Here is a 22,189-nt window from a genome sequence, read left to right as displayed (position 1 = left end):
AACGCCATGAATTTGATCAGGTAAACCGCGATTGTAGCGGATTAGCCAGCCAGCTCGTAACAACGCGGGGGTGCCGCCTTTGCACGCTCGGCTGAGCGATCCGCCTCCATAATTGCGCATATCCGCTGGACGTAAGCCGGGCGCGGCTGCGCGAGAAATCCGTCTTGAAATGCGACCACGCGAAGGTGGCCGCGCACCACCTCGAGCAGCTCGCCGGGTGCAAGCAAAAACGCCGGGTTAGACGGTTTGCCGACCCTTTCGTTGCCTTGCGCGAAGGTCTCGTAAACCAGTACGCCGCCGGACGCGAGCGAGCGCAATAGCTGCGGAAACAGCGGCCGGTGCAAGTAGTTCGTGACCACGATCGCGGCGAATTTCGCCTCGGCAGGCAAGGGCCATGCGGCACCTTCGATGTCAGCCGCGAGCGTGGTAATGCGCGGATCGTCGCGCATCAGGTCCAGCGCAGCCGCATCGCGGTCGAGTGCGGTCACCGGATGGCCCAGCGATGCAAAGAACCGCGCATGCCGCCCTGCCCCCGACGCCACGTCGAGCACCGCGCCGCCCGGCGCGACCAGATGCGCCCAGTGGCGCACCCAGCGCGACGGTTCGCCGTTTCCGTGCGAGGGACCGTCCGACGTGGCAACCGAAGTGCTCATCGCTTCAGTGCCGCGCTCAGTTGTACGACAGGCCCATCGCCTCACGCACGTCGCGCATCGTTTCCGTGGCGAACTTGCGGGCCTTGTCGCAGCCGTCGGCGACGATCGCGCGCAACAGCGACGGATCGTCCATGTACTTCTGCGCGCGCTCGAGCATCGGCTGCTGCTCGCGCAGAATGCCTTCGATCACCGGCTGCTTGCACTCGAGGCAACCGATTCCTGCTGTTCGGCAGCCCTTCTGCACCCACTCGTGCGTGGCTTCGTCCGTGTAGACCTGATGCAGTTGCCACACCGGGCACTTGTCCGGATCACCCGGATCGGTGCGGCGCACGCGTGCCGGATCGGTCGGCATGGTGCGGACCTTCTTCGTGATCGTTTCCGCGTCTTCGCGCAGGCCGATCGTGTTGCCGTACGACTTCGACATTTTCTGGCCGTCCAGACCCGGCATGCGCGACGCTTCGGTCAGCATGGCCTGCGGTTCGACCAGGATGATCTTGCGCGATCCTTCGAGGTAGCCGAACAGACGCTCGCGGTCGCTCATCGACAGGCTCTGCGATTCCTGCAACATCGCCCGCGCCTGTTCGAGTGCTTCGTCGTCGCCTTCCTGCTGATAGGCGTTGCGCAGCTCGTGATAAAGCTTGGCCCGCTTGCCGCCCAGCTTCTTGGCCGCTTCATTCGCCTTCTCTTCGAAGCCCGGTTCGCGGCCGTACAGATAGTTGAAGCGGCGCGCGATTTCACGCGTCATTTCGACGTGCGGCACCTGGTCTTCGCCGACCGGCACGAGCGAGCCGCGGTACAGCAGAATGTCCGCCGCCATCAACACCGGATAGCCGAGGAAACCGTAGGTAGACAGGTCCTTGTCCTTCAGCTTTTCCTGCTGCTCCTTGTAGGTCGGCACGCGTTCGAGCCAGCCGAGCGGCGTGCTCATGCCGAGCAGCAGCGCCAGTTCCGCATGTTCGGGCACCTTGCTCTGGATGAAGAGCGTAGCCTGCGCCGGATCGATGCCCGACGCGAGCCAGTCGATCAGCACGTCCCACACGTTCTTTTCGATCACTTCGGGCGTTTCGTAGTGCGTCGTCAGCGCGTGCCAATCGACCACACAGAAGAAACACGGGTATTCGGACTGCAGCCGCACCCAGTTTTTCAGCACGCCGTGATAGTGGCCGAGGTGCAGCGACCCGGTGGGCCGCATGCCGGAGAAGATACGGTCTGGGAACATGGTTATTTAGAAAAGCGAAACAAGTGGAGTCAGAATTGCGGTAATCGCACCGTAGCCGAGCGTCACGAGCGGGCTGAGCCAATAGCGCGTGAGCGTGCCCGTCATGACGAGCGCCATCACGATGAAAAAGCCGTACGGTTCGAGGCGCGACAGCGCGATCGATTGCCGCGGCGGCAACAGCGCCATCAGCACGCGGCCGCCGTCGAGCGGGGGCAGCGGAAACAGGTTGAGCACGCCGAGCACGAGATTCACGCCGACGCCGGCTGCCGCCATGCGCGTGAAGAAAGGCTCGTCAACCCCACCCACAGCAAGTGCAACGCCGATCAGGCCCCACACCAACGCCTGCACGAAATTGCAGCCCGGTCCGGCGGCCGCGACCCACAGGCTGCCCCAACGCGGATTGCGCAGATTGCCGAAGGCGACCGGCACGGGCTTCGCGTAACCGAACATGAACGCGCCGCTGGTGGCGAAGTACAACAGCAAGGGAATCGCGATCGTGCCGAGCGGATCGATGTGCCGCATCGGATTAACGGAAACGCGGCCGAGCACATACGCGGTATTGTCGCCGAGCCAGCGCGCGACGTAGCCATGCGCAGCTTCATGCAGCGTGATTGCGAAAATCACCGGCAACGCGTAAACCGCAATGGTCTGTATCAGGGAAGAATCCATAACTCGCTATTGTAACAACGCGATTGCGTGCGTCTGTCCGCTTTCACTCATGCCGTCTCTTCGAGACCGAAGGGCGCGAGAGAACCGCGCCCTAGCCGCACCAGCACTGGTTCGGCGCCGGTCAGATCGATCACGGTGGACGGCTCGCACACACACGGGCCGCCGTCGATCACCAGGTCCACCTGTTTCTCGAGCCGTTCGCGGATTTCTTCCGGGTCGTTCAGCGGCTGGGTTTCGCCCGGCATGATCAGGGTGGAGCCGAGCAGCGGCTGGCCGAGTTCTTCGAGAATGGCCAGCGTGATCGCGTGCTCCGGCACCCGCAGGCCGATGGTCTTGCGCGACGGGTGCGACAGGCGGCGCGGCACCTCTTTGGTGGCCTGCAGCACAAAGACGTAAGGGCCTGGCGTGACCGATTTGATCAGGCGGTACTGCCGGTTGTCGACCATCGCGAAGTTCGACAGCTCCGAGAGATCGCGCACCAGCAGCGACAACAAAGCCTTCTCGTCGAGTCCCCGAATGCGCCGCAGGCGCTCGACCGCGTCCTTGTCGTCGAGGTGGCAGGCGAGCGCGTAGCTCGAATCCGTCGGCAACGCGACGACGCCGCCGTCGTTGATGATCTGCACAGCCTGTTTGACGAGACGCGGCTGCGGGTTATCCGGATGAAGCCGAAAGTATTGGGACATTTTGACTAACGGTGGCTACGGGTGATGACGGACGAAAAAGCAGACGAACATCGGACGGAAGACCAGGCGGAAGATCGGGCGAAAGCACGTCCCTCGGACGGGGACCGTCGCGCATATCGTGCCGCCGCGGCACGGCGCGCGATCACAGCCAGCGTTCCCAGACGGGCTTGAGATCGGAAGGCAGCGGCGGCAGCGTGCCGAGATCGACACGGCCTTCGCCGGGTGCATGGAAGTCGGAACCGCGCGAGGCTTCGAAGCCGAAGCGGCGCGCGACGTCCGCGTATTCGCGGTACTGATCCGGCGTGTGGCTACCCGTCACGACTTCGATCGCTTTACCGCCGAGGTCGATGAATTCGGCGAAGAACGCGTCGAATTCGACCGGCGAGTACGCATAGCGCCCCGGGTGCGCGATGATCGCCTCGCCGCCGGCGGCCTGAATCCAGCCAACCGCGTCCGCCAGTTTCGCCCAGCGATGCGACACGTAGCCGGGCTTGCCGTCGCCGAGATAGCGGGTGAACACGTCCTGAGTCGAACTGGCGTAGCCGCTTTCGACCATGAAGCGCGCGAAGTGCGTGCGCGAAATCATGTCCGGGTTCGAGACGTATTTGAGCGCGCCTTGATAGGCGTCGGGGATGCCGAGCGTGGCCAACTGCTCGCCAATGGCTTCGGCTCGCGCGGCGCGGCCATTGCGGGTTCGCGCGAGGCCGTCGATCAGGATCGAGCTGGTCGGATCGACGCCGAGCCCGACGATGTGCACGGTGCGCGACGCCCACGTGACCGAAATCTCCACGCCGTTCAGGTAGCCCATGCCGAGCGCCTCAGCGGCGCTGCGCGCTTCGTGCTGGCCGCCCAGTTCGTCGTGGTCGGTCAACGCCCACAGTGTCACGCCGCCCGCGTGCGCGCGACGCGCGACATCGGCCGGCGCGAACTGGCCGTCGGAAACGGTGGAGTGGCAGTGGAGGTCAGCGTTCATCTTTGTCTTGAGAAGGTTCTGCACTCATTTTACTGCAACGCAGTAAATGGCCGCAGCGCTATCTCGAGATAGTGACCCGCGCGCCGAAACCCTTTTGCAAGGTTCAGGCGCAGAAGCCCTCGATCAGCGCGGCTACCTGCTCGGGCTGATCGTGATGCACCATATGCCCCGCTTCGTCGATGATCTTCTCGCGCCAGTTCGGAAAAGCCTGGAAGCGCGCCTTGAACTCGTCGAGCGGAATCTCGCCGGCAATCTGTGCGAGCGTGGGCGAGTTGGCGGCCTCGACGTGCAGCACTTTCGCGGTGACCTTGCGCCATACGGCCATCACTTCGTCGAGGCGATACAGCGTCGGCCCGCGCAGTTTGTGCGCCGGATCGGCGAGCAGCATGAAGCGCCCTTCTCCGTCCGGCTTGGACCAATGCTGAGCGAGGAACTCCGCGCGCGGCGGAGCGAGGCGCGGGTTGGTCTTGATCAGACGGCCGGCAACATCGCCCAGCGACGCGTAACGCTTCAACTGCGGCGGATCGCGCAACTCATCGAGCCAGTTGCGCAGACGCTTGGGCGCTTGCGCCGAGTGCGACGGCGCGAGCCCGAAGCCTTCCAGATCGACCACGCGCCGAACCCGTTCCGGTCGCACGCCCGCATACAGGCAGGCGATATTCGCGCCCATGCTGTGGCCGACCAGATTGACTTCGCCGGTCGGTGCATAGTGGTCGAGCAACGCGTCCAGGTCGCCGAGGTAATCCTGGATCCAGTAGTTGCCGCCACCGCGTTCGGCGACCGGCCAGTCCGACAGGCCGAAGCCGCGCATATCCGGCGCAATCACCTGCCAGTCGCCGCCCAACGCGTCGACGACGAACTGGAACGATGCCGCCACGTCCATCCAGCCGTGCAACATGAAGAGCATCGGCGCATCCGGATTGCCCCAGCGCCGCACGTGCAGACGGATGCCGCGCACGGCGACGAATTCAGACCTGGATGTATTCATGAACGGCGCGCCCGAAAAAAGAATGGTCGTTCGATTATAACGAGATAGCCGGACGATGCGTGGCGTCCGGCTATGGAAAAAGGCTTCAGTTACCCGAGGCTTGGGTGGTCGGCGGGGCCGGCTGCTCAGCGTCGAGGCCAGCCAGAGCAACCAGCGCGGCCAGTTCGGTTTCGTCAAAACCGGCGTCGCGACGCGCCTCGAAATTGAACGGACCGCGTAATTTCGGTGCGTGATACTGGTCGGCAAGGCGCGTGTAGGTGGCGTGCGGATCGAGGCCGCCAGCGTCGCACAGATGGCGGAACCAGCGGTTGCCGATCAGCACATGACCGATTTCGTCGCGCAGGATCACGTCGAGAATCGCTGCGGACGCCTGGTCGCCCGCCTGCTGCAGGCGGGCGCGGATCGGCGGCGAGGCGTCGAGGCCGCGTGCTTCGAGGGTGCGCGGCACCAGTGCCATGCGCGCCAGCACGTCGGCACGGGTGCGCTCGCACATGTCCCAGAGGCCGTCGTGCGCGGGAAAATCGCCGTAGACGTGGCCGAATTCCGCAAGCCGCGCGACCAGTAGCGAGAAGTGATGGGCCTCTTCGGCGGCGACTTTGAGCCAGTCGGTGTAGAACGCGGCGGGCATGCCGGCAAAGCGCCAGACGGCGTCGAGCGCGAGGTTGATGGCGTTGAATTCGATGTGCGCCAGCGCGTGCAGTAAGACAGCCCGCCCTTCGGGCGATTGCATGCTGCGGCGCTTCAGTTTGCGCGGATCGACCAGTTCGGGACGGGCGGGACGACCCGGCAGGTCGGTCGGCTCGGCGAGTTCGAGGTCTGCGGAGCATGCGAGGCTGCCTTCGAACACCGCAGCGTATAACGCGCGTGCCGCGGCTGCCTTGGTTGCCGGGTCGACTTCGCGCAATGCGGCCAGCGCTGCGGTGCGCGCGCAGTTCGCGCGATTCGGGCAATGCTCAGGATTCGTCGACATCGGCAGAGCGGGCAGAACAGACGGAGCAGCGGAAATCATGGCAACCAGATTGGCAAAGAGAACAGCAACAGGCAGGACGGAAGGCGCGACGGTTGCCAAAGCTGGGCGCCGGACGGCTTACGGCACCGTCGAGCGGCCCAAGCACACAACCGTTTACAATACTCGATTCGACCATCTCGCGCGCCTATGGCGCGGGGCCGGCAGGACAACCCGGTTCACCAGGGCTTTTTCGGGCGCTTCTTTGGCGTTTGGCTTTAGCGCCCTCAATTAGCTGCCCCATTTCGTAACCGGTTTCGCAGCCCCGGCCCGCCCGCACAGCGTGTAGCGACCGATCAAGAGGAGACAGCGTGACAATTTACAAGCTTGGCGAAGCAGCCCCGACCATCCATGAAAGCGTGTTCGTCGCGGATTCGGCGAACATTATCGGCAATGTGACGCTCGAGGAAAATTCGAGCGTCTGGTTCGGCGCGACGCTTCGCGGCGACAACGAGCCAATCACCCTTGGCGCCGGCAGCAACGTCCAGGAAAACGCGGTGCTGCACACCGACCCGGGCTTCCCGCTGACGATCGAGCCGAATGTGACGATCGGCCACCAGGTCATGCTGCACGGCTGCACGATCAAGGAAGGCTCTTTGATCGGAATTCAGGCCGTGGTCTTGAATGGAGCGGTAATCGGCCGCAACTGTCTGGTCGGAGCGGGCGCCATCGTCACCGAAGGCAAAGTATTTCCCGACAATTCGCTGATTCTCGGCGCGCCCGCCAAAGTGGTGCGCGAACTGACCGAGACGGATATCGCCAATATGCAGCGCGGCGCGGCAAGTTATGCCGAGCGCCGCGAATATTTCAAGGCGCAGCTCGTGCGTATCGGCTAGTCAGCCGGGCGCGCGGCGCGCACGGCGCAGCATCAGGCTGCGTCATTCGACCGAGGAAAAGTTGTGAGCGACCAGTTGCAAAAATTCATGTTCAGCGCGGCGCCGGTGCGCGGCGAGATCGTTTCGCTGCGCAATACGTGGCAGGAAGTGCTGACGCGCCGGGACTATCCGGCGCCCGTGCGGACGATTCTGGGCGAAATGATGGCCGCGTGCGCGCTGCTTTCCGCGAACCTCAAGTTCGACGGCACGCTCGTCATGCAGATTTTCGGCGACGGACCGGCCAAGATGCTGGTGGTGCAGTGCAGCTCCGACCTGTCGATGCGCGCCACCGCCAAGCTCTCCGGCGAAGCGGGCAATACGATCGACGACACCACCTCGATGATCGAACTGGTCAACGCGAGCGGCCATGGCCGTTGCGTGATCACGCTCGACCCACGCGACAAGCAGCCCGGCCAGCAGCCGTATCAAAGTATCGTGCCGCTGTCGGGCGTGGACGGCCCGCTCAAGTCGATGTCCGAAGTGCTCGAGCACTACATGCATCACTCGGAGCAGCTCGACACGCGCCTGTGGCTCGCGGCGAACACCGAACGCGCAGTCGGCATGCTGCTGCAAAAGCTGCCGGGCGACGGCGGCATCGTCCCGCATCCGGGCGATCTGGATGCCGACACGTGGGAGCGCGTCTGCACGCTCGGCGGCACGATGTCGCAAGACGAGCTGCTGAAGGAAGAGCCGGCAACGATTTTCCGCCGTCTGTTCTGGCAGGAGAATGTGCAGCATTTCGAACCGGCAACAACGCGCTTCGAATGCAGTTGTTCGCGCGAAAAAGTCGGCGCCATGCTGAAGATGCTGGGCCGCGAAGAAGTGGATGGTGTGATCGAAGAGCGCGGTCACGTCGAGATTCATTGCGAATTCTGTAATCAACGGTACGAATTCGATCCGGTCGATGTAACGCAACTTTTTGTCGCGAATGCGCTCTCACAAGGCGTGACGCCGGCGGCCGACCAGCGGCACTGAAGCGGCCGGGCGGCAGCGCATTGCAGCTGCGTTACAGCAGTAAAATGACGCGTCGCCTGCTGCTTTTCCGGGGCTTGGGCGGCGCGTTATCGTCGATCGTTGTGTTGGATCTCGGGCGGTGCGCGTTGCGCATGTTTTGCTTAGGCATCCGACCGATGGAGATCAAAAAATGAACACCCCTACTTCGCTAAAGCATTGCATGCGCTCGTTCGCCGTGCTGACGGTCATCGCCGGTAGCGTCGCGCTTACGGGTTGCGTGATGGACCCGCCGGGTCCATCACCGATTTATAGCCGCCTGCCGGCCGACCAGTCTGGCATGACCAGCACCGCCCGGCCGCTCACGCCTGAAGAACGCGAGCGCTATGATGCGATCGACCGTCAGGTGCTGTCCGATCAGAATCAGGCCATTGCTGCCGAGAACGCGGCTCAGGCGTACTCACGTTATTACTCGCCGCCTGTCAGCGTCTACGGCAGCTATTACGGCGGGGGTTGGGGGCACGGCTGGGGTACGGGTGTCGGCGTAGGCTACTCGCCGTATTGGGGCTGGTAAGCCGAAACGGGCACGCCCCAAGGAGAGGCTCAACGATACGGCGATTGAGAGGGATGCCGTTCCTATTGCAGCGCCGATAAAAAAGCCGCCCCACGGGCGGCTTTTTTGTCTTTCTACGCGCTTTTGCGTTCGCTTTTCCGTTCGTTTCTGCGTTCAGTTTCGCGTCGGCCTGCGAGTCCAACCAGCCCGAATAAACTCAGTGTGCCGGCTTCTTCTCCGTCGCCACCTTGCCGCCATGCTTGCGATCCGGCTTCGCACGCGACTCCGGATTCGGCACCACATGCAACGGTGCCGCCGACATCTCGCCGCGCGTAGACGTTGTGACCGACGGCGTGTTCGCGTTCGGCAACGGCGCGTTCGGCGCAACGAACTGCACGAACACTTCGCTGTCCTTCACCATGCCCATTTCGTAACGCGCCCGCTCTTCCACCGCGGCCGTACCGCTCTGCAAATCCTGGACCTCGCCCTGGATACGCTCGTTGCGCAGCTTCGAGTCGGTATTCTTCTGCAGTTGCTGCGCCAGTTGCTGCTGCAACTCGTGCACGCGCAACCAGCCGCCGTGCCCCCACCAGAGCGGGTACTGGATCAGCGCCAGCAGAACGATCAGGACAGCAGTGACAAGCCGCATGAAGTAAGCACAATAAATACACGCCGCCCTGCGCTATACGCAGGGCGGCGGGGTCAATCAGAAACGAAAGGTAACCGGTTCATCGGTCGGCGCTAGCGAACAATCCATTTAGCGCAGATTGTAGAACGCCGACTTGCCCGGGTAGCTGGCGATATCACCAAGGTCTTCTTCGATGCGCAGCAACTGGTTGTACTTCGAGATGCGGTCCGAACGCGACAGCGAACCCGTCTTGATCTGACCGGCATTCAGGCCGACTGCGATGTCCGCAATCGTCGAATCTTCGGTTTCACCCGAGCGGTGCGAGATCACGGCCGTGTAGCCGGCGCGCTTCGCCATTTCGATAGCCGCGAAGGTTTCCGTCAGCGTACCGATCTGGTTGATCTTGATCAGGATAGAGTTGGCGATGCCCTTCTCGATGCCTTCCTTCAGGATGCGCGTGTTGGTGACGAACAGGTCGTCGCCCACCAGTTGCACCTTCTTGCCGAGCTTGTCGGTCAGGATCTTCCAGCCGGCCCAATCGCTTTCGTGCATGCCGTCTTCGATCGAAACGATCGGGAACTTGTCGGCGAGGTTCGCCAGGTAGTCAGCAAATTCCGTCGACGACAGTTGCAGGCCTTCGCCAGCCAACTGGTACTTGCCGTCGTGGTAGAACTCGCTCGCTGCGCAGTCGAGCGCGAGCAGCACGTCTTCACCGGCGCGGTAGCCAGCCTTTTCGATAGCTTGCAGGATGGTCGACAGGCATTCGTCGTTGCTGCCGAAATTCGGCGCGAAACCGCCTTCGTCGCCCACGGCCGTGCTCATGCCGCGGTCGCTCAGGATCTTCTTCAGCGCGTGGAACACTTCAGCGCCGCAGCGCAGTGCTTCGCGGAACGTCGGCTGGCTGACCGGTACGATCATGAATTCCTGGATGTCCAGGCTGTTGTTCGCGTGCGCGCCGCCGTTGACGATGTTCATCATCGGCACCGGCAGTTGCATCGCGCCTGAGCCACCGAAGTAGCGGTACAGCGGCAGGCCGGCTTCTTCAGCAGCGGCCTTCGCGACAGCCATCGACACAGCCAGCATCGCGTTCGCGCCGAGGCGCGACTTGTTGTCCGTGCCGTCGAGTTCCAGCAGGGTCTTGTCGAGGAAGGCCTGCTCGGAAGCGTCGAGGCCCATGATCGCTTCGGAGATTTCGGTGTTGATGTGCTCGACAGCCTTCAGCACGCCCTTGCCGCCGTAACGGCCGGCTTCGCCGTCGCGCAACTCGATCGCTTCGCGCGAGCCCGTCGATGCACCCGACGGCACCGCAGCGCGGCCCATCGTGCCCGACTCGAGCAGCACGTCGCATTCGACAGTGGGGTTGCCTCGCGAATCGAGAATCTCTCGACCGATGATATCTACGATAGCACTCATGGTTTCCTCAAGAAATGACGTTGAATTCTTTACTGTGAAACTGCACCGGGCGCTGTGTCGATCCGGAGTTAGCGCTTTAGCTGTCGACCAGAGTTAGCGCTTTAGCGCGCTACTCTGGTCCCATGCAGAGCACTCCCCAGCAAACTACACGCACCCCGATGCTTTCGACGACCATTGCGTGCATTCGCCGCGTGCCGACTGAGCCGACCGGGCCAATTATGCGCACCAATCGTGACACCCCGCGAACGCCTGAATCAGTTGAAATCGCTTTCGAGGAACGGCGCGCGCTTGACGGCCTGATCGAGCGTAACCAGCGTTTCGAGCAGATCGGCCATGCGATGCAACGGCACCGCGTTCGGGCCGTCCGACTTGGCTTCCGAAGGCTTCGGATGGGTTTCCATGAAGAGACCCGCCACGCCCGTCGCCACGGCGGCACGCGCCAGCACCGGCACGAATTCGCGCTGACCGCCCGAGCTCGTGCCCTGCCCGCCCGGCAACTGCACCGAGTGGGTGGCGTCGAACACGACCGGCGCGTTGGTTTCGCGCATGATCGCAAGCGATCGCATGTCCGACACGAGGTTGTTATAGCCGAACGACACGCCGCGTTCGCACGCCATGAAGCGGTCTTCCGAGAGGCCGGCTTCACGCGCCGCATCACGCGCCTTGTCGATCACGTTCTTCATGTCGTGCGGCGCGAGAAACTGGCCTTTCTTGATGTTGACCGGTTTGCCCGAACGCGCGCAAGCGTGGATGAAGTCCGTTTGACGGCACAGGAAAGCAGGCGTTTGCAGGACGTCGACCACCGACGCAACCTGCTCGATCTCGTGCTCGGCGTGCACGTCGGTCAGCACCGGCAAACCGAGCTGACGCTTCACTTCCGACAGAATGCGCAAACCTTCGTCCATGCCCAGACCGCGGAACGACTTGCCGCTGCTGCGGTTGGCCTTGTCGTACGACGATTTGTAGATGAACGGAATGTTCAGCTTCGCGCAGATTTCCTTCAGCCGGCCCGCCGTGTCGATCGTCATCTGTTCGGATTCGACGACACAGGTGCCCGCGATCAGGAAAAACGGCTTGTCGAGCCCGATTTCGAAATCGCCCAGTTTCATGCTTTCTCCCCAACTTCCGCCGCCACGCGCGGCTGCTGATGCGCGAGCGCCGCTTCGACGAACGACTTGAACAGCGGATGGCCGTCACGCGGCGTGGACGTGAATTCCGGGTGGAACTGCACGCCGACGAACCACGGGTGCATGCTGCGCGGCAATTCCATCATTTCCGGCAGATCTTCACTCGGGGTACGGGCGCTGATGATAAGGCCACCGGCTTCGAGCTGGGGCACGAAGCGGTTATTGACTTCATAACGGTGACGATGGCGTTCGTTCACATCCTTGCCATAGATCTCTTCGGCCATCGTGCCGGGTTTGATCGGGCAACGTTGCGAACCGAGGCGCATCGTGCCGCCCAGATCCGATTCTTCGGTGCGCTTCTCGACCTTCCCTTCACGGTCGTACCACTCGGTGATCAGTGCGACCACGCGGTTCTCGGTGTCCTGATCGAACTCGGTGCTGTTCGCATCTTTCAGGCCGACCACGTCGCGGGCGAATTCGATCACGGCCAGTTGCATGCCGAGGCAGATGCCGAGATACGGCACCTTCGCTTCGCGTGCATAGCGGATCGCGGCCATCTTGCCTTCGGTACCGCGACGGCCGAAGCCACCCGGCACGAGCACCGCATCCAGATGCTTGAGGCTCTCGACGCCTTGCGTCTCGATCTCTTCCGAATCGATGTACTCGATGTTGACCTTGGTCGACGTATGCATCGACGCATGGCGCAACGCTTCGATCAGCGATTTGTACGATTCGGTCAGATCGACATACTTGCCGACCATGCCGATCGTGACTTCGTGCTTCGGGTTCTCGAGCTTTTCGACGAGGTCGGACCACATCGTCAGATCGGCCGGCTTCGGCGTGAGCTTGAGCTCTTCGCAGATGATCGCGTCCAGACCCTGGTCGTGCAGCATCTGCGGAATCTTGTAGATGCTGTCGGCGTCCCACACGGAAATCACCGCATCTTCCGGCACGTTCGAGAACATCGAAATCTTCGCGCGCTCGTCGTCCGGAATGCGGCGGTCGGCGCGGCACAGCAGCACGTGCGGCGAGATGCCGATTTCACGCAGCTTCTGCACGCTATGTTGGGTAGGCTTGGTTTTCAGCTCGCCTGCGGTGGCGACCCAGGGCACCAGCGTGAGGTGCACGAAGCACGCGCTGTTGCGGCCCATGCGCAGGCTCATCTGACGTGCGGCCTCGAGGAACGGCAGCGATTCGATGTCGCCCACGGTGCCGCCCACTTCGACGATGGCGACGTCCGGCTCACCGCACGTCGCAGAAGCCGCGCCGCGTTCGATGAACGCCTGGATTTCGTTCGTGATATGCGGAATGACCTGCACCGTCTTGCCAAGATAATCGCCGCGGCGTTCCTTGCGGATCACCGATTCGTAAATCTGGCCCGTGGTGAAGTTGTTGGCCTTGCGCATCTTCGTGCTGATGAAGCGCTCATAGTGGCCAAGGTCGAGGTCAGTCTCCGCTCCATCTTCCGTCACGAACACTTCGCCGTGTTGAAACGGGCTCATCGTGCCGGGGTCGACGTTGATGTAGGGATCGAGCTTGAGGAGGGTGACTTTAAGACCGCGCGATTCGAGGATCGCGGCGAGGGAAGCGGCGGCAATACCCTTGCCGAGGGAAGATACTACGCCGCCGGTGACGAAAACATATTTGGTCATCGCTGGATGCTCGCGGGAAAAACGGATTATACCGTAAAGCAGGGTCTCAACCCAGCAAAATCCGAGCGACATCTGTACGCGCCGATGCTACGGCGGCAGCGATTGCCGCGCGCCGATCATGCACCGTTTATTTGCCCCGGCAAGGCGTGCGGTCAGGCGAGCCGCTCCAGTTCGCGCAGCATCCGCTGCACCGCGCGCGCGGTTTCGAGCGGTTTTTCCATCGGATACAGATGGCTGCCTTCGATCCATTCCACATGACCGCCGGTCGCGCGGCGAGTGGCGTCCAGACCCGCCTGGCGCACCTCCTTTGAACGCGTGCCGGCGATGAATCCCACCGGCACCGGGGCGCCGCGCGCAAGGCGAGGGCCGAGCGTATGCGGCAACGTCTTGTAGATCTGATACTCGGTGCGCCGGTCGAAAGCGAGCGAACGGCCGCCGTCGAGCGAACTCTGCGGGATGCCGAAGTCGATGTAGTCGGACAGCATGCGCTCGTCCCAGCGCGCGAACGCCGGCTTTGAGTGGAAATGCCGCCATGCTTCCTCGCGGCTCGCCCACTGCGTGCGGCGCGTGCGGGTGGCCGCCGCGGGCGACAGGCGCTCGTCGAGTCCGGTCCATTGCGACACGCGCAGCATGCTGCTGCGCCAGCCCGCGATTACCGGCGAATCGAGCATCACCACGCCCCTCACCCACTGTGGCTTTTTCAGTGCGGCCATCAGCGACAGATAGCCGCCCAACGAATGGCCGATCAGCCACACCGGCTGCTCGTACGACCGGCCGACGTCGTCGAGCAGTTGCTCGACCAGATGCGGCCAATCCTGCGTGACGGGATATCGCGCGTCGTGACCGATGCGCTCGATCGAGCGCAGTTCATAGTCGTCGGCGAGTTCGGCGAAGATCGTCCGGTAGGTCGACGCCGGAAAACCGTTCGCGTGCGAGAAGTGGATGATGTTTTTCAACTGCGGCGATCTCCGTTCTGTTTTGGCGCGCCGGATTGGCTCCTGACTTTTCGTGCAGGCTCCAGACCCCGCGGCGCGTTTGTTCTATCTGTACGGCAGGCAATCCATCAGCGATCCATCCAGTAGCGGCGCTGCGTGTCGCGATAGCGTTCGAGCGTCAGTGCGGCGCCGTTCAGGCCTCGGCCGCCTCTTGGGTTGCTTCCCGGGCTGACACCCGCACTGGCTCCCGCGCTTTCCTCGGGCCCGATGCCCGCACTGATCCCCATGCGTCCCTCGGGTCCGATGCCCGGGTTGAGACCCGAGTCGAAATCCGGGCTGACATCAACGCGCACCGCGCCGTCCGCATCGCTGCGTCCAAGCTCGATGTGCCGTGCCTTGTAACGCTCGAACACACCCGCGTTCGGATGATGAAATCGGTTGCGATAGCCTACCTGAAATAGCGCGACGAGCGGGTCGATAGAGTCGAGGAACGGCTCGGTCGACGACGTCTTACTCCCATGATGCGGCACGACCAGCACCTGGGCGCGCAACGCGTCGCGATCGCGCGCGAGCAGGATGCGTTCGACCGGCGCTTCGATGTCGGCCGTCAGCAAGGCCGTCATGCGCAATGGCGTCGGTTTAACATTTCCGGCCGACGCGCTCTCCGCAGCAGGCACCGTGCTCACCCGCAACACGCAGCAATGCGCATTCGGCTTACCCTGCAGCGGCCCGGCATCCGGCCAGAGCATTGCGAACTCGACACCGTCCCACTGCCAGCGCTGCCCCGCCGCACAGGGCAACGTATCAGTGCCGTGTTGCCTTGCGTTCGACCACAACGGATTCGCCGGCGCCAATGCCGCCACCATTTGACGCACCTCGATCGCGTCCAGCACAGCCGGCGCGCCGCCCGAGTGGTCGGAGTCGGCGTGGCTGATGACCAGCGTATCGAGCGCCGTGACGCCATGCGCCTGCAAAAACGGCACGACAACCCGTTCTCCCGCATGCGTCGATTCCGGCCCCGGCCCGGCGTCGAACAGCAGCGCATGGTGCGCCGTTTCGACCAGCACCGAGGTGCCTTGACCGACGTCGAGCGCCGTCAGACGGAAGCTGCCATGCGGCGGACCGGGCGGCGCAGGCAGCAGCAGCGGCAGCCAGGTGAGCGGTGCAGCCCAGCGCAGAGGCCAGCCGTGCGGCGCCAGACACCAGAGAACGCCGACCGCCGCCGCGGCAAGGGTCCACGCGTCCGGCTGCGGCAATCGCCAGAGCGTCCATGCCGGGCCGGACAGCATCTGCAGGCCTGCGGCGAGCAGATCGAGCAAGGTGTGCGCGGCGCGAAAGGCGTAGGCATCGAATGGCTCGGGCAACGCGACGCCCGCCAATACCGCCGGCGTCACCAGCAGACTCACCCATGGAATCGCGAAGGCATTCGCAAGCGGGCCGATCAGTGGAATCTGCGCGAACCAGTAGACGGTGAGCGGTGCAAGCGCGACCGTCACCGCGAACTGCACATGCGCCGCGCTGCGCAGGCGCTCACCGAAAGCGCGAACGCGACGACACAGACCGGACCAAAGGCGCGAGAGCCTTGTCGGCGTCACGGCCCCTTCCCCCTCTTCGTCACGGCGCTGCTCATGATCCTGCACACGGGGCCGTCCCGACATCGCGAACAAAATTGCCGCCACCGCGCAGAACGACAGCCAGAATCCCGCCGACACCACCGCCCACGGATCGATCAGCAGCACCAACCCCAACGCCCACGCCAACACCACCGATCGTGCGACGTTGCGCCCGCTGATAAACGCGAGCGCCACCACGCCAGCCATCCACAATGCTCGCTGCGCCGGCACATTGAAACCGGCCAACGCCGCATGCAGCCCGGCGAACAACGCGCCGCCCGTCACCGCGACGACCTGCGCGGGTACCAGCAAGGGCCAGTTGCGGCCGATGAACCCCGAACGCCGCCACACCGCACCGGCGAGCCACGCCGCGAGGCCCGCGACAAAGCCAATATGCAAGCCAGAAATCGCCACCAGGTGACTTGTGCCGGTGCCGCGCATCAACAGCCAGTCGGCCGCGCTAACTTCGTCCTGCGCGCCGATGGCGAGCGCCACTACGATCCCACGATGTGGCGCGTCGGCGAGCACCGTGCCGATGCGCGCCCGCAGCGCGGCGCGCCAGCGATCGACCGTCACGCCTACGCCACGCGCGTTGCCCGGCAAACGCGCGGCGTGAGCCGGTGCGCTCACATAGCCGGTGGCGCGTACATTGCGCGCCAGCAAGCTGGCTTCGGCATCGCGCACGCCGAAGTTCGCATTGCCATGCGGCCGTTTGAGCCGCACAGTCAGACGCCAGCGCGCGCCCGGTTCGAGCGACGGCGCAGGCGCATCTTCGGCAATCCACGAAAGTTGAATCACGCGAGGAAAAGCGGCGATCGGCACATCAACCGACTCGACTTCGAAGAGGAAACGCGCGCCCTTTTCATCGCGTGACGGCAGACCCTTGATACTGCCGACGACATCGATATCGCGCCCTTCCCAGGCGCTCGGCAAGCTCACCGCGAGCCGGGTCTCAGCGCGCCAGGCGGCGTAGCCGAAGCCCACACATAAAGCCGCAATCCACACCGCGCCCCAGCCGACGCCCGAACGAAAGCGTGCGCTGAACAAGACGCGTCTCACGCGCGAATTTGCAACCGCCGCACGCGTGTCCGCAATCACAGAAGCACCGCAGCGCAATCCGCCCGAAGGACCGCTGCACACTTCGCTCGAGGAATCGCAGCACACCCCGCCCGGCGAGTTGCCACAAACACTGTAGGGAGAGTAGCCGCGCACTTCCCCTGAGGAACCGCCGCACACTCCCTCCGAAGAACCGCCGCCCCCTTTGCCAGCAGAGCCGCGGCGCAATCCCCACGCCGCTATAAGTATCGCAACGCTCGCCAACAGCACCAGCGCGCACCACCCACCCCAATCCGGCAACACCGCCTGCCGCTGCAGCCAGATCACGCCCAACGCAAACCCGCACCACCATGCCCGCATCCGCCCTCCGCCCCTTCCGACCAGCCATCGCCGAACGGCGCAACGCACGGCGAGCAGACGTCAGCAAGCCCGCCAGGCATGTGTTCCGCCCGGCGCGAATCACTCAAACCATCGCGTTCAATTATGCAGAGGAAAGTGCGAGCCGCGGCAGCGCGGCGAGCGCGTTAGCCGTTGTGCCTAGGGCGGCTTCGTCGGCGGTCATGCCGCGCAGTTGCGCGAGCCCCGCGCCGATGGCCGGAATCTGATCCGGCGAGTTGCGCTGTTTGTACATCCAGGAAGGGGCGATGTCCGGCGCGTCGGTCTCGACGACCAGCGCGTCGAACGGCAATTGCTCAGCAAGACGGCGGATTTGCCGCGCCCGCTCGAAGGTCAGATTGCCGCCGAAACCGAGATGCATGCCCTGGTCGATATACGCCTGAGCCTGCTGGAAACTACCGTTGAAAGCGTGTGCGATGCCGCGATGAATCTGATGCCGCCGCAGCCCTTTGATCACCTGATCCTGCGATTTGCGCACATGGCAAATCACCGGCAGATCGAATTCGCGCGCCAGTTGAAGTTGACCGTTGTAGAAGAACTGCTGGCGCGCATCGTCGAGACCTTCGACGAAATAATCGAGGCCAATCTCGCCGATGCCAACGAACAGCGGATCGTCGAGACTCGCCTCGATTTCCATGCGCAGCAGGTCGAGATCGCGCTCCTCAGCACCCGGCGTGAAGAGCGGATGGATGCCCAGCGCATACGCGCCACCGTCGATGCGGTGCGCGAGTTCACGCACCGTCGTGAAGTTCTCGCGACCGATCGCGGGAATCACGATACGCCCTACGCCGGCTTGACGCGCCGCATCGGCGACTTCGGCGCGGTCGGCGTTGAATTCCGAAGCGTCGAGATGGCAGTGCGTATCGATCCACATGGCGCGCCTCGCTAGTGACAGAGGTGGCGGAGCATCGCTCACGTTCCGCGCGGTGCTTAAACCGGCACCGGCGGCTCTTCGTGCAATACGCCGTCGCGCAACCGCATGATCCGGTCGCAACGTCCGGCCAGTTCCGGATCGTGCGTGACAATCACGAAGCTCGTGTCGAGCGTTTGCGACAGTTCGAGCATCAGGTTGAACACCGTGTCGGCGGTGCCGCCGTCCAGATTGCCGGTGGGTTCATCAGCGAGTACGCAGGCGGGCTTCGTCACCAACGCCCGCGCAATCGCGACACGTTGACGCTCGCCGCCCGACAGTTCACCCGGACGATGCTTCGCCCGATGCCCCATGCCGACGCGCTCCAGCACCGCGAGCGCTTCGCGCCGCGCGGCCTCGGTCGTCATGCGGCGAATCCGCAGCGGCATGGCGACGTTGTCGAGCGCGGTGAATTCCGGCAGCAGATGGTGAAACTGATACACGAAACCGAGCGCGCGATTGCGCAGGTCGTTGCGCTCGCGCTCGGAGAGCTTCGTAAAAGGCTTGCCCATCACCGAAACATGACCGGCACTCGGATCGTCGAGGCCGCCGAGCACATGCAGCAGCGTGCTCTTACCGGAACCCGACGCGCCGACAATCGCCAGCTTTTCGCCGCGCCGGACATTCAGTTGCGCGTTGTTGAGGACCTGCACATTGAGGCCGCCCTGCACGAACGACTTCGAAATGCCGGTCGCTTCGAGCACATAGGGATGCAGCGCGGTGTCTTCAGGGGCCATGGATACGCTAGTGGAACGGTCATTCATAGCGCAGTGCCTCCGCAGGACGGACTTTCGCACCACGCCAGCTCGGATAGAGGGTCGCCAGCGCCGACATCGCAAACGCGATGATGCCGATCCGCGCCACGTCGGCGGGAATCAGTTCAGACGGCAGTTCGCTGATGAAATACACGGACGGCGGCAGGAACTGCACGCCGAGCAGATGCTCGATCATCGGCACGAGCCACGGAATGCTCCACGCAATCAGGCAGCCGAGCGCGACCCCGGTCGCCGTGCCGATAAAGCCGATCGTCACGCCCTGCACCACGAAAATCTTCATGATCGAGCCGGGCTGCGCCCCGAGCGTGCGCAGAATCGCGATGTCAGCCTGCTTGTTGGTCACCGTCATCACCAGCGACGACACCAGATTGAACGCCGCGACCGCGATGATCAGCGTGAGGATGATGAACATCATGCGTTTTTCGATCTGCACCGCCGAGAACCAGGTCTTGTTCTGCTGGGTCCAGTCGCGAATATACAAATCGCCGGACAGGCTGCGCGCCAGTTGGTGCGCGACCTCCGGCGCCCGCTGCATATCGGTCAGGCGCAGCCGCACGCCGGTCGGCGCCGATAGCCGGAACAGCGCCTGCGCGTCCTTGATGTTGATCAGCGCGAGCGTGCTGTCGTACTCGTAATGCCCCGACTCGAAGATGCCCACCACCGTGAACTGTTTCAGCCGAGGCAGCATGCCGGCGGGCGTGATGGTGCCTTCGGGCGCGACCAGCGTGATCTTGTCGTTGACCGTCACGCCGAGATTGGTGGCGAGGTCCGCGCCCAGTACGATGCCGAAGTCGCCCGCCACGAGGTCGGTCAGCTTGCCGCCCTTCATCTCCTTGCCGATGTCGGACACTTCAGGCTCGAGCGTCGGCTCGACGCCACGCAGCGCCACGCCGCTCACCGCGTCCTGACGCGTGAGCAACGCCTGTGCTTCGACATACGGCGCCGCGCCGATCACTTCCTTGTTCTGGCGCGCTTCCTGGGCGGTCAATTGCCAGTTGGGCATCGAACCGGTCGGCGAAAAGATTTCGACGTGCGCCAGCACCGATAACATCCGGTCGCGCACCTCTTTCTGGAAACCGTTCATCACGGACAACACGACGATCAGCGCCGCGACGCCGAGCGCGATGCCCGACATCGACACGAGCGCGATGAAGGAAATGAAGCCGTTACCGGTCGTGCGTTTGCCGGCGCGGGTGTAGCGCCAGCCAATCTGCCATTCGTAGGGAAATTTCAAGCGAATCCTTTTCTGCGTTCTTCGTCTGCTCGCGGGCCTTGTGCCGCGCATGGCGGCGGCAGCTTGCGGCTGTCGCGCCTGTCATGCGGCCCGAGCGTCGTGATCATTGGTGTCGCCGCAACCCGGATGGTTCCGGTATGACGTTCCGGTGCGCTCCTGTGCGCCAGGTCCTCCCCCGCCACCGAAGCCATCGCCCCGTCCCTGCCGCCACTACCGTCAATCAAGCGCGAAGTTTGCCATACAATGCCGCGAACCCACGCAAAGGCCTTGCACGCTGGGCTCACGGCAGACGCAGCGGCCTCACGGCGCAACGCTGCCCGCCCGCCGTCTTGCGCAGACACTCGCCCTAACTCAGGTTGTAGCGGCGGCGCAGATCGTTGATGATCCCGGCCGCCTCGCTGGCTGCAACGTCGCGCACTTCCGCATCCTTACGGTCGCGATGCAGATGGGTGATATCCCAGTTGCAGCCGTCCTCGTCCTCGACGGTCTCGTGGAAACCGGTCGGGATCCAGCCGGCCGTGGCCGGATTGGCGTCGAGCGCCTGCACGACCAATGCAAGCAGTTCCTGCTCGGTTTTCAGTTCACGCGACATGTCGGTCTCCCTCGTCATGGGCGCGGTGCCGCCGCGCGCGGCTGCTGCCATCGGCAAGGCTCGGATGGGGTGCCCGAATCCGCCGATATGGTCTGAATACTCGCACTCTTTGCCCTACAATGCGCAGCATCATGCACGCCAACCGTCTTCATCTTCTCCTGCCCTTCGCGCTGCCCGCCGCAGCGGACGCCTCCACCGCCCTGCACGACATCCAGAGTCCGGCTCTCGACCGGCTGATCGCCCGCGCGACGCTGGTCGAACGGGTGATCGGTGAAGATTTTCAGCGCACGCTGCCGCACGAGCGCTGGGTGGCGCGCCAGTTCGGCGCGCTGCCGAGCGGCGCGGCGGCCGCGGACGAAGCGCCGCTTGCCCCGTACATGCTGCGCGCCGACGGTGGCGAGCCCGGCACTGCGACGTGGGCCTGCGTACAACCGGTGCACGTGCGCATCGCGCACGACCATCTGGTGCTGATCGATCCGGCCTCGCTCGAACTGTCCGACGACGAAGCCAGCGTGCTGCTGGCGGTCGCCCGGCCGTTGATCGAGGAACTCGGTGTGCGCATCGAAGCGCCGAAGCCCGCGCGCTGGTACTTGTCGGGCGACGGCTTCGGCACGCTGGCAGGGGCGTCGCCGTTGCGCGCGAGCGGCCGCAACATCGAAATCTGGCTGCCGCACGAAGCGCATTCCGGCGACCGTTCACGCGCCTGGATGAAGCTGCAGAACGAAGTCCAGATGGCGTGGTTCGAGCATCCCGTCAATGAAGCGCGCGAGGCGCGCGGCCTGCCGGCTGTCAACTCGATCTGGTTTCACGCGCAAGGCGCGGCGCAGCCGGTCAGGAGCCCGTTCGCGCGGGTGTTTTCCGACGCGGCGGCCACGCGTGGCCTCGCCATGACGTCTGGCGTCCAGACCGCGGCGCCGCCGGCGTCGTTTGCGGCGTTCCAGGCCGCTACTGCGGCGAACGGCGCGTCAGGCAACGCGTCGGTTGGCGCGTCCGCCGAGACACATGCCGACGGCGCCACGCTGGTCGAACTCGATCCTTTCTCCGCGCCCTACATCGAGCAGGACTGGGCGCGCTGGAACGACGCTTTCGCCGCATTGCAAGCCGACTGGTTCGAACCCGCATTGCAAGCGCTGCAATCCGGCCATTTGAACGAACTCGCCCTGACGCTGTGCGGCGACACCGGTTCGGTGACGCTCACGGTCACGCGCGGCGATCTGCGCAAATTCTGGCGACGGCGCGTGTTCGCGTCGCTGTTTATCGAATGACCTATCGAATGATCCACGGCCT

21 protein-coding genes are annotated in these 22,189 nt (G+C 63.9%); 4 read left to right on the top strand and 17 right to left on the bottom strand.

Annotated features, from left to right (window positions below; all coding sequences use genetic code 11):
* Positions 1-41 precede the first annotated feature (41 nt).
* The 7 genes from P3T25_RS15135 to P3T25_RS15105 form a co-directional block, all read right to left on the bottom strand.
* On the bottom strand, positions 42-653 hold the full coding sequence (locus P3T25_RS15135; protein WP_171925478.1) for a class I SAM-dependent methyltransferase: 612 nt from the start codon (positions 651-653) through the stop codon (positions 42-44).
* A 16-nt stretch (positions 654-669) separates the two neighbouring features.
* On the bottom strand, positions 670-1,872 hold the full coding sequence (locus P3T25_RS15130) for a tryptophan--tRNA ligase (protein WP_154565476.1): 1,203 nt from the start codon (positions 1,870-1,872) through the stop codon (positions 670-672).
* Between the two features lie 6 nt (positions 1,873-1,878).
* A complete protein-coding gene (locus tag P3T25_RS15125; RefSeq protein WP_093633535.1) occupies positions 1,879-2,541 on the bottom strand; it encodes a site-2 protease family protein in 663 nt (220 codons plus the stop codon).
* A gap of 47 nt (positions 2,542-2,588) precedes the next feature.
* Positions 2,589-3,224, bottom strand: coding sequence for an L-threonylcarbamoyladenylate synthase (locus P3T25_RS15120; RefSeq protein ID WP_154565475.1), 636 nt, complete (start codon positions 3,222-3,224; stop codon positions 2,589-2,591).
* A 142-nt stretch (positions 3,225-3,366) separates the two neighbouring features.
* Positions 3,367-4,197 (bottom strand): 3',5'-nucleoside bisphosphate phosphatase, encoded by an 831-nt coding sequence (locus P3T25_RS15115; RefSeq protein WP_171925477.1) that lies wholly within the window; start codon positions 4,195-4,197, stop codon positions 3,367-3,369.
* A gap of 103 nt (positions 4,198-4,300) precedes the next feature.
* On the bottom strand, positions 4,301-5,185 hold the full coding sequence (locus P3T25_RS15110; RefSeq protein WP_171925476.1) for an alpha/beta fold hydrolase: 885 nt from the start codon (positions 5,183-5,185) through the stop codon (positions 4,301-4,303).
* Positions 5,186-5,270: 85 nt separating this feature from the next.
* A complete protein-coding gene (locus tag P3T25_RS15105) occupies positions 5,271-6,155 on the bottom strand; it encodes a ferritin-like domain-containing protein (protein WP_233468712.1) in 885 nt (294 codons plus the stop codon).
* Positions 6,156-6,502: 347 nt separating this feature from the next.
* Between P3T25_RS15105 and P3T25_RS15100 the strand changes: the two genes are divergently transcribed.
* The 3 genes from P3T25_RS15100 to P3T25_RS15090 all read left to right on the top strand — a co-directional run bounded on the left by P3T25_RS15100 (position 6,503) and on the right by P3T25_RS15090 (position 8,591).
* The gene (locus P3T25_RS15100) at positions 6,503-7,027 is read left to right on the top strand and encodes a gamma carbonic anhydrase family protein (RefSeq protein ID WP_168435912.1); all 525 of its coding nucleotides are present in this window, start codon (positions 6,503-6,505) and stop codon (positions 7,025-7,027) included.
* A gap of 63 nt (positions 7,028-7,090) precedes the next feature.
* Positions 7,091-8,041, top strand: coding sequence for an Hsp33 family molecular chaperone HslO (gene hslO / locus P3T25_RS15095; RefSeq protein ID WP_168435911.1), 951 nt, complete (start codon positions 7,091-7,093; stop codon positions 8,039-8,041).
* Positions 8,042-8,210: 169 nt separating this feature from the next.
* Positions 8,211-8,591, top strand: a complete 381-nt coding sequence (locus tag P3T25_RS15090; RefSeq protein ID WP_266237062.1) for a hypothetical protein — start codon at positions 8,211-8,213, stop codon at positions 8,589-8,591.
* A 196-nt stretch (positions 8,592-8,787) separates the two neighbouring features.
* Here the strand turns inward: P3T25_RS15090 and ftsB are convergent, their stop codons facing one another.
* The 10 genes from ftsB to P3T25_RS15040 all read right to left on the bottom strand — a co-directional run bounded on the left by ftsB (position 8,788) and on the right by P3T25_RS15040 (position 20,953).
* The gene (ftsB, locus tag P3T25_RS15085) at positions 8,788-9,219 is read right to left on the bottom strand and encodes a cell division protein FtsB (RefSeq protein ID WP_171925474.1); all 432 of its coding nucleotides are present in this window, start codon (positions 9,217-9,219) and stop codon (positions 8,788-8,790) included.
* A 108-nt stretch (positions 9,220-9,327) separates the two neighbouring features.
* Positions 9,328-10,611 carry a phosphopyruvate hydratase gene (gene eno, locus P3T25_RS15080; protein WP_054038196.1) on the bottom strand — a complete coding sequence of 428 codons (1,284 nt, stop codon included), beginning with the start codon at positions 10,609-10,611 and terminating at the stop codon, positions 9,328-9,330.
* A 254-nt stretch (positions 10,612-10,865) separates the two neighbouring features.
* Positions 10,866-11,720 (bottom strand): 3-deoxy-8-phosphooctulonate synthase, encoded by an 855-nt coding sequence (gene kdsA, locus P3T25_RS15075; protein WP_097389693.1) that lies wholly within the window; start codon positions 11,718-11,720, stop codon positions 10,866-10,868.
* Positions 11,717-13,390, bottom strand: coding sequence for a CTP synthase (locus P3T25_RS15070; protein WP_154565468.1), 1,674 nt, complete (start codon positions 13,388-13,390; stop codon positions 11,717-11,719). The genes kdsA and P3T25_RS15070 overlap by 4 nt, the downstream gene beginning before the upstream one ends.
* A 152-nt stretch (positions 13,391-13,542) precedes the next feature.
* On the bottom strand, positions 13,543-14,346 hold the full coding sequence (locus tag P3T25_RS15065; protein WP_429358321.1) for an alpha/beta fold hydrolase: 804 nt from the start codon (positions 14,344-14,346) through the stop codon (positions 13,543-13,545).
* A gap of 107 nt (positions 14,347-14,453) precedes the next feature.
* Positions 14,454-17,354, bottom strand: a complete 2,901-nt coding sequence (locus P3T25_RS15060; protein ID WP_429358320.1) for a DNA internalization-related competence protein ComEC/Rec2 — start codon at positions 17,352-17,354, stop codon at positions 14,454-14,456.
* Positions 17,355-17,475: 121 nt separating this feature from the next.
* On the bottom strand, positions 17,476-18,264 hold the full coding sequence (locus P3T25_RS15055) for a TatD family hydrolase (RefSeq protein WP_171925472.1): 789 nt from the start codon (positions 18,262-18,264) through the stop codon (positions 17,476-17,478).
* Between the two features lie 56 nt (positions 18,265-18,320).
* Positions 18,321-19,064 carry a lipoprotein-releasing ABC transporter ATP-binding protein LolD gene (gene lolD, locus P3T25_RS15050; protein ID WP_154565464.1) on the bottom strand — a complete coding sequence of 248 codons (744 nt, stop codon included), beginning with the start codon at positions 19,062-19,064 and terminating at the stop codon, positions 18,321-18,323.
* Positions 19,057-20,310, bottom strand: coding sequence for a lipoprotein-releasing ABC transporter permease subunit (locus P3T25_RS15045; RefSeq protein WP_171925471.1), 1,254 nt, complete (start codon positions 20,308-20,310; stop codon positions 19,057-19,059). Before P3T25_RS15045 ends, lolD begins: the two co-directional genes overlap by 8 nt.
* Before the next feature lie 346 nt (positions 20,311-20,656).
* Positions 20,657-20,953, bottom strand: coding sequence for a hypothetical protein (locus tag P3T25_RS15040; protein ID WP_154565462.1), 297 nt, complete (start codon positions 20,951-20,953; stop codon positions 20,657-20,659).
* 68 nt (positions 20,954-21,021) lie between these two features.
* Between P3T25_RS15040 and P3T25_RS15035 the strand changes: the two genes are divergently transcribed.
* On the top strand, positions 21,022-22,167 hold the full coding sequence (locus P3T25_RS15035) for a regulator (RefSeq protein WP_154565461.1): 1,146 nt from the start codon (positions 21,022-21,024) through the stop codon (positions 22,165-22,167).
* Positions 22,168-22,189 lie beyond the last annotated feature (22 nt).

The organism is Paraburkholderia sp. GAS32, from assembly GCF_050434225.1.
GTDB classification, from domain to species: Bacteria; Pseudomonadota; Gammaproteobacteria; order Burkholderiales; family Burkholderiaceae; genus Paraburkholderia; species Paraburkholderia madseniana.
Note: the sequence above shows the minus strand (reverse complement) of the source record. Positions and strands in the feature narration are given on the sequence as shown.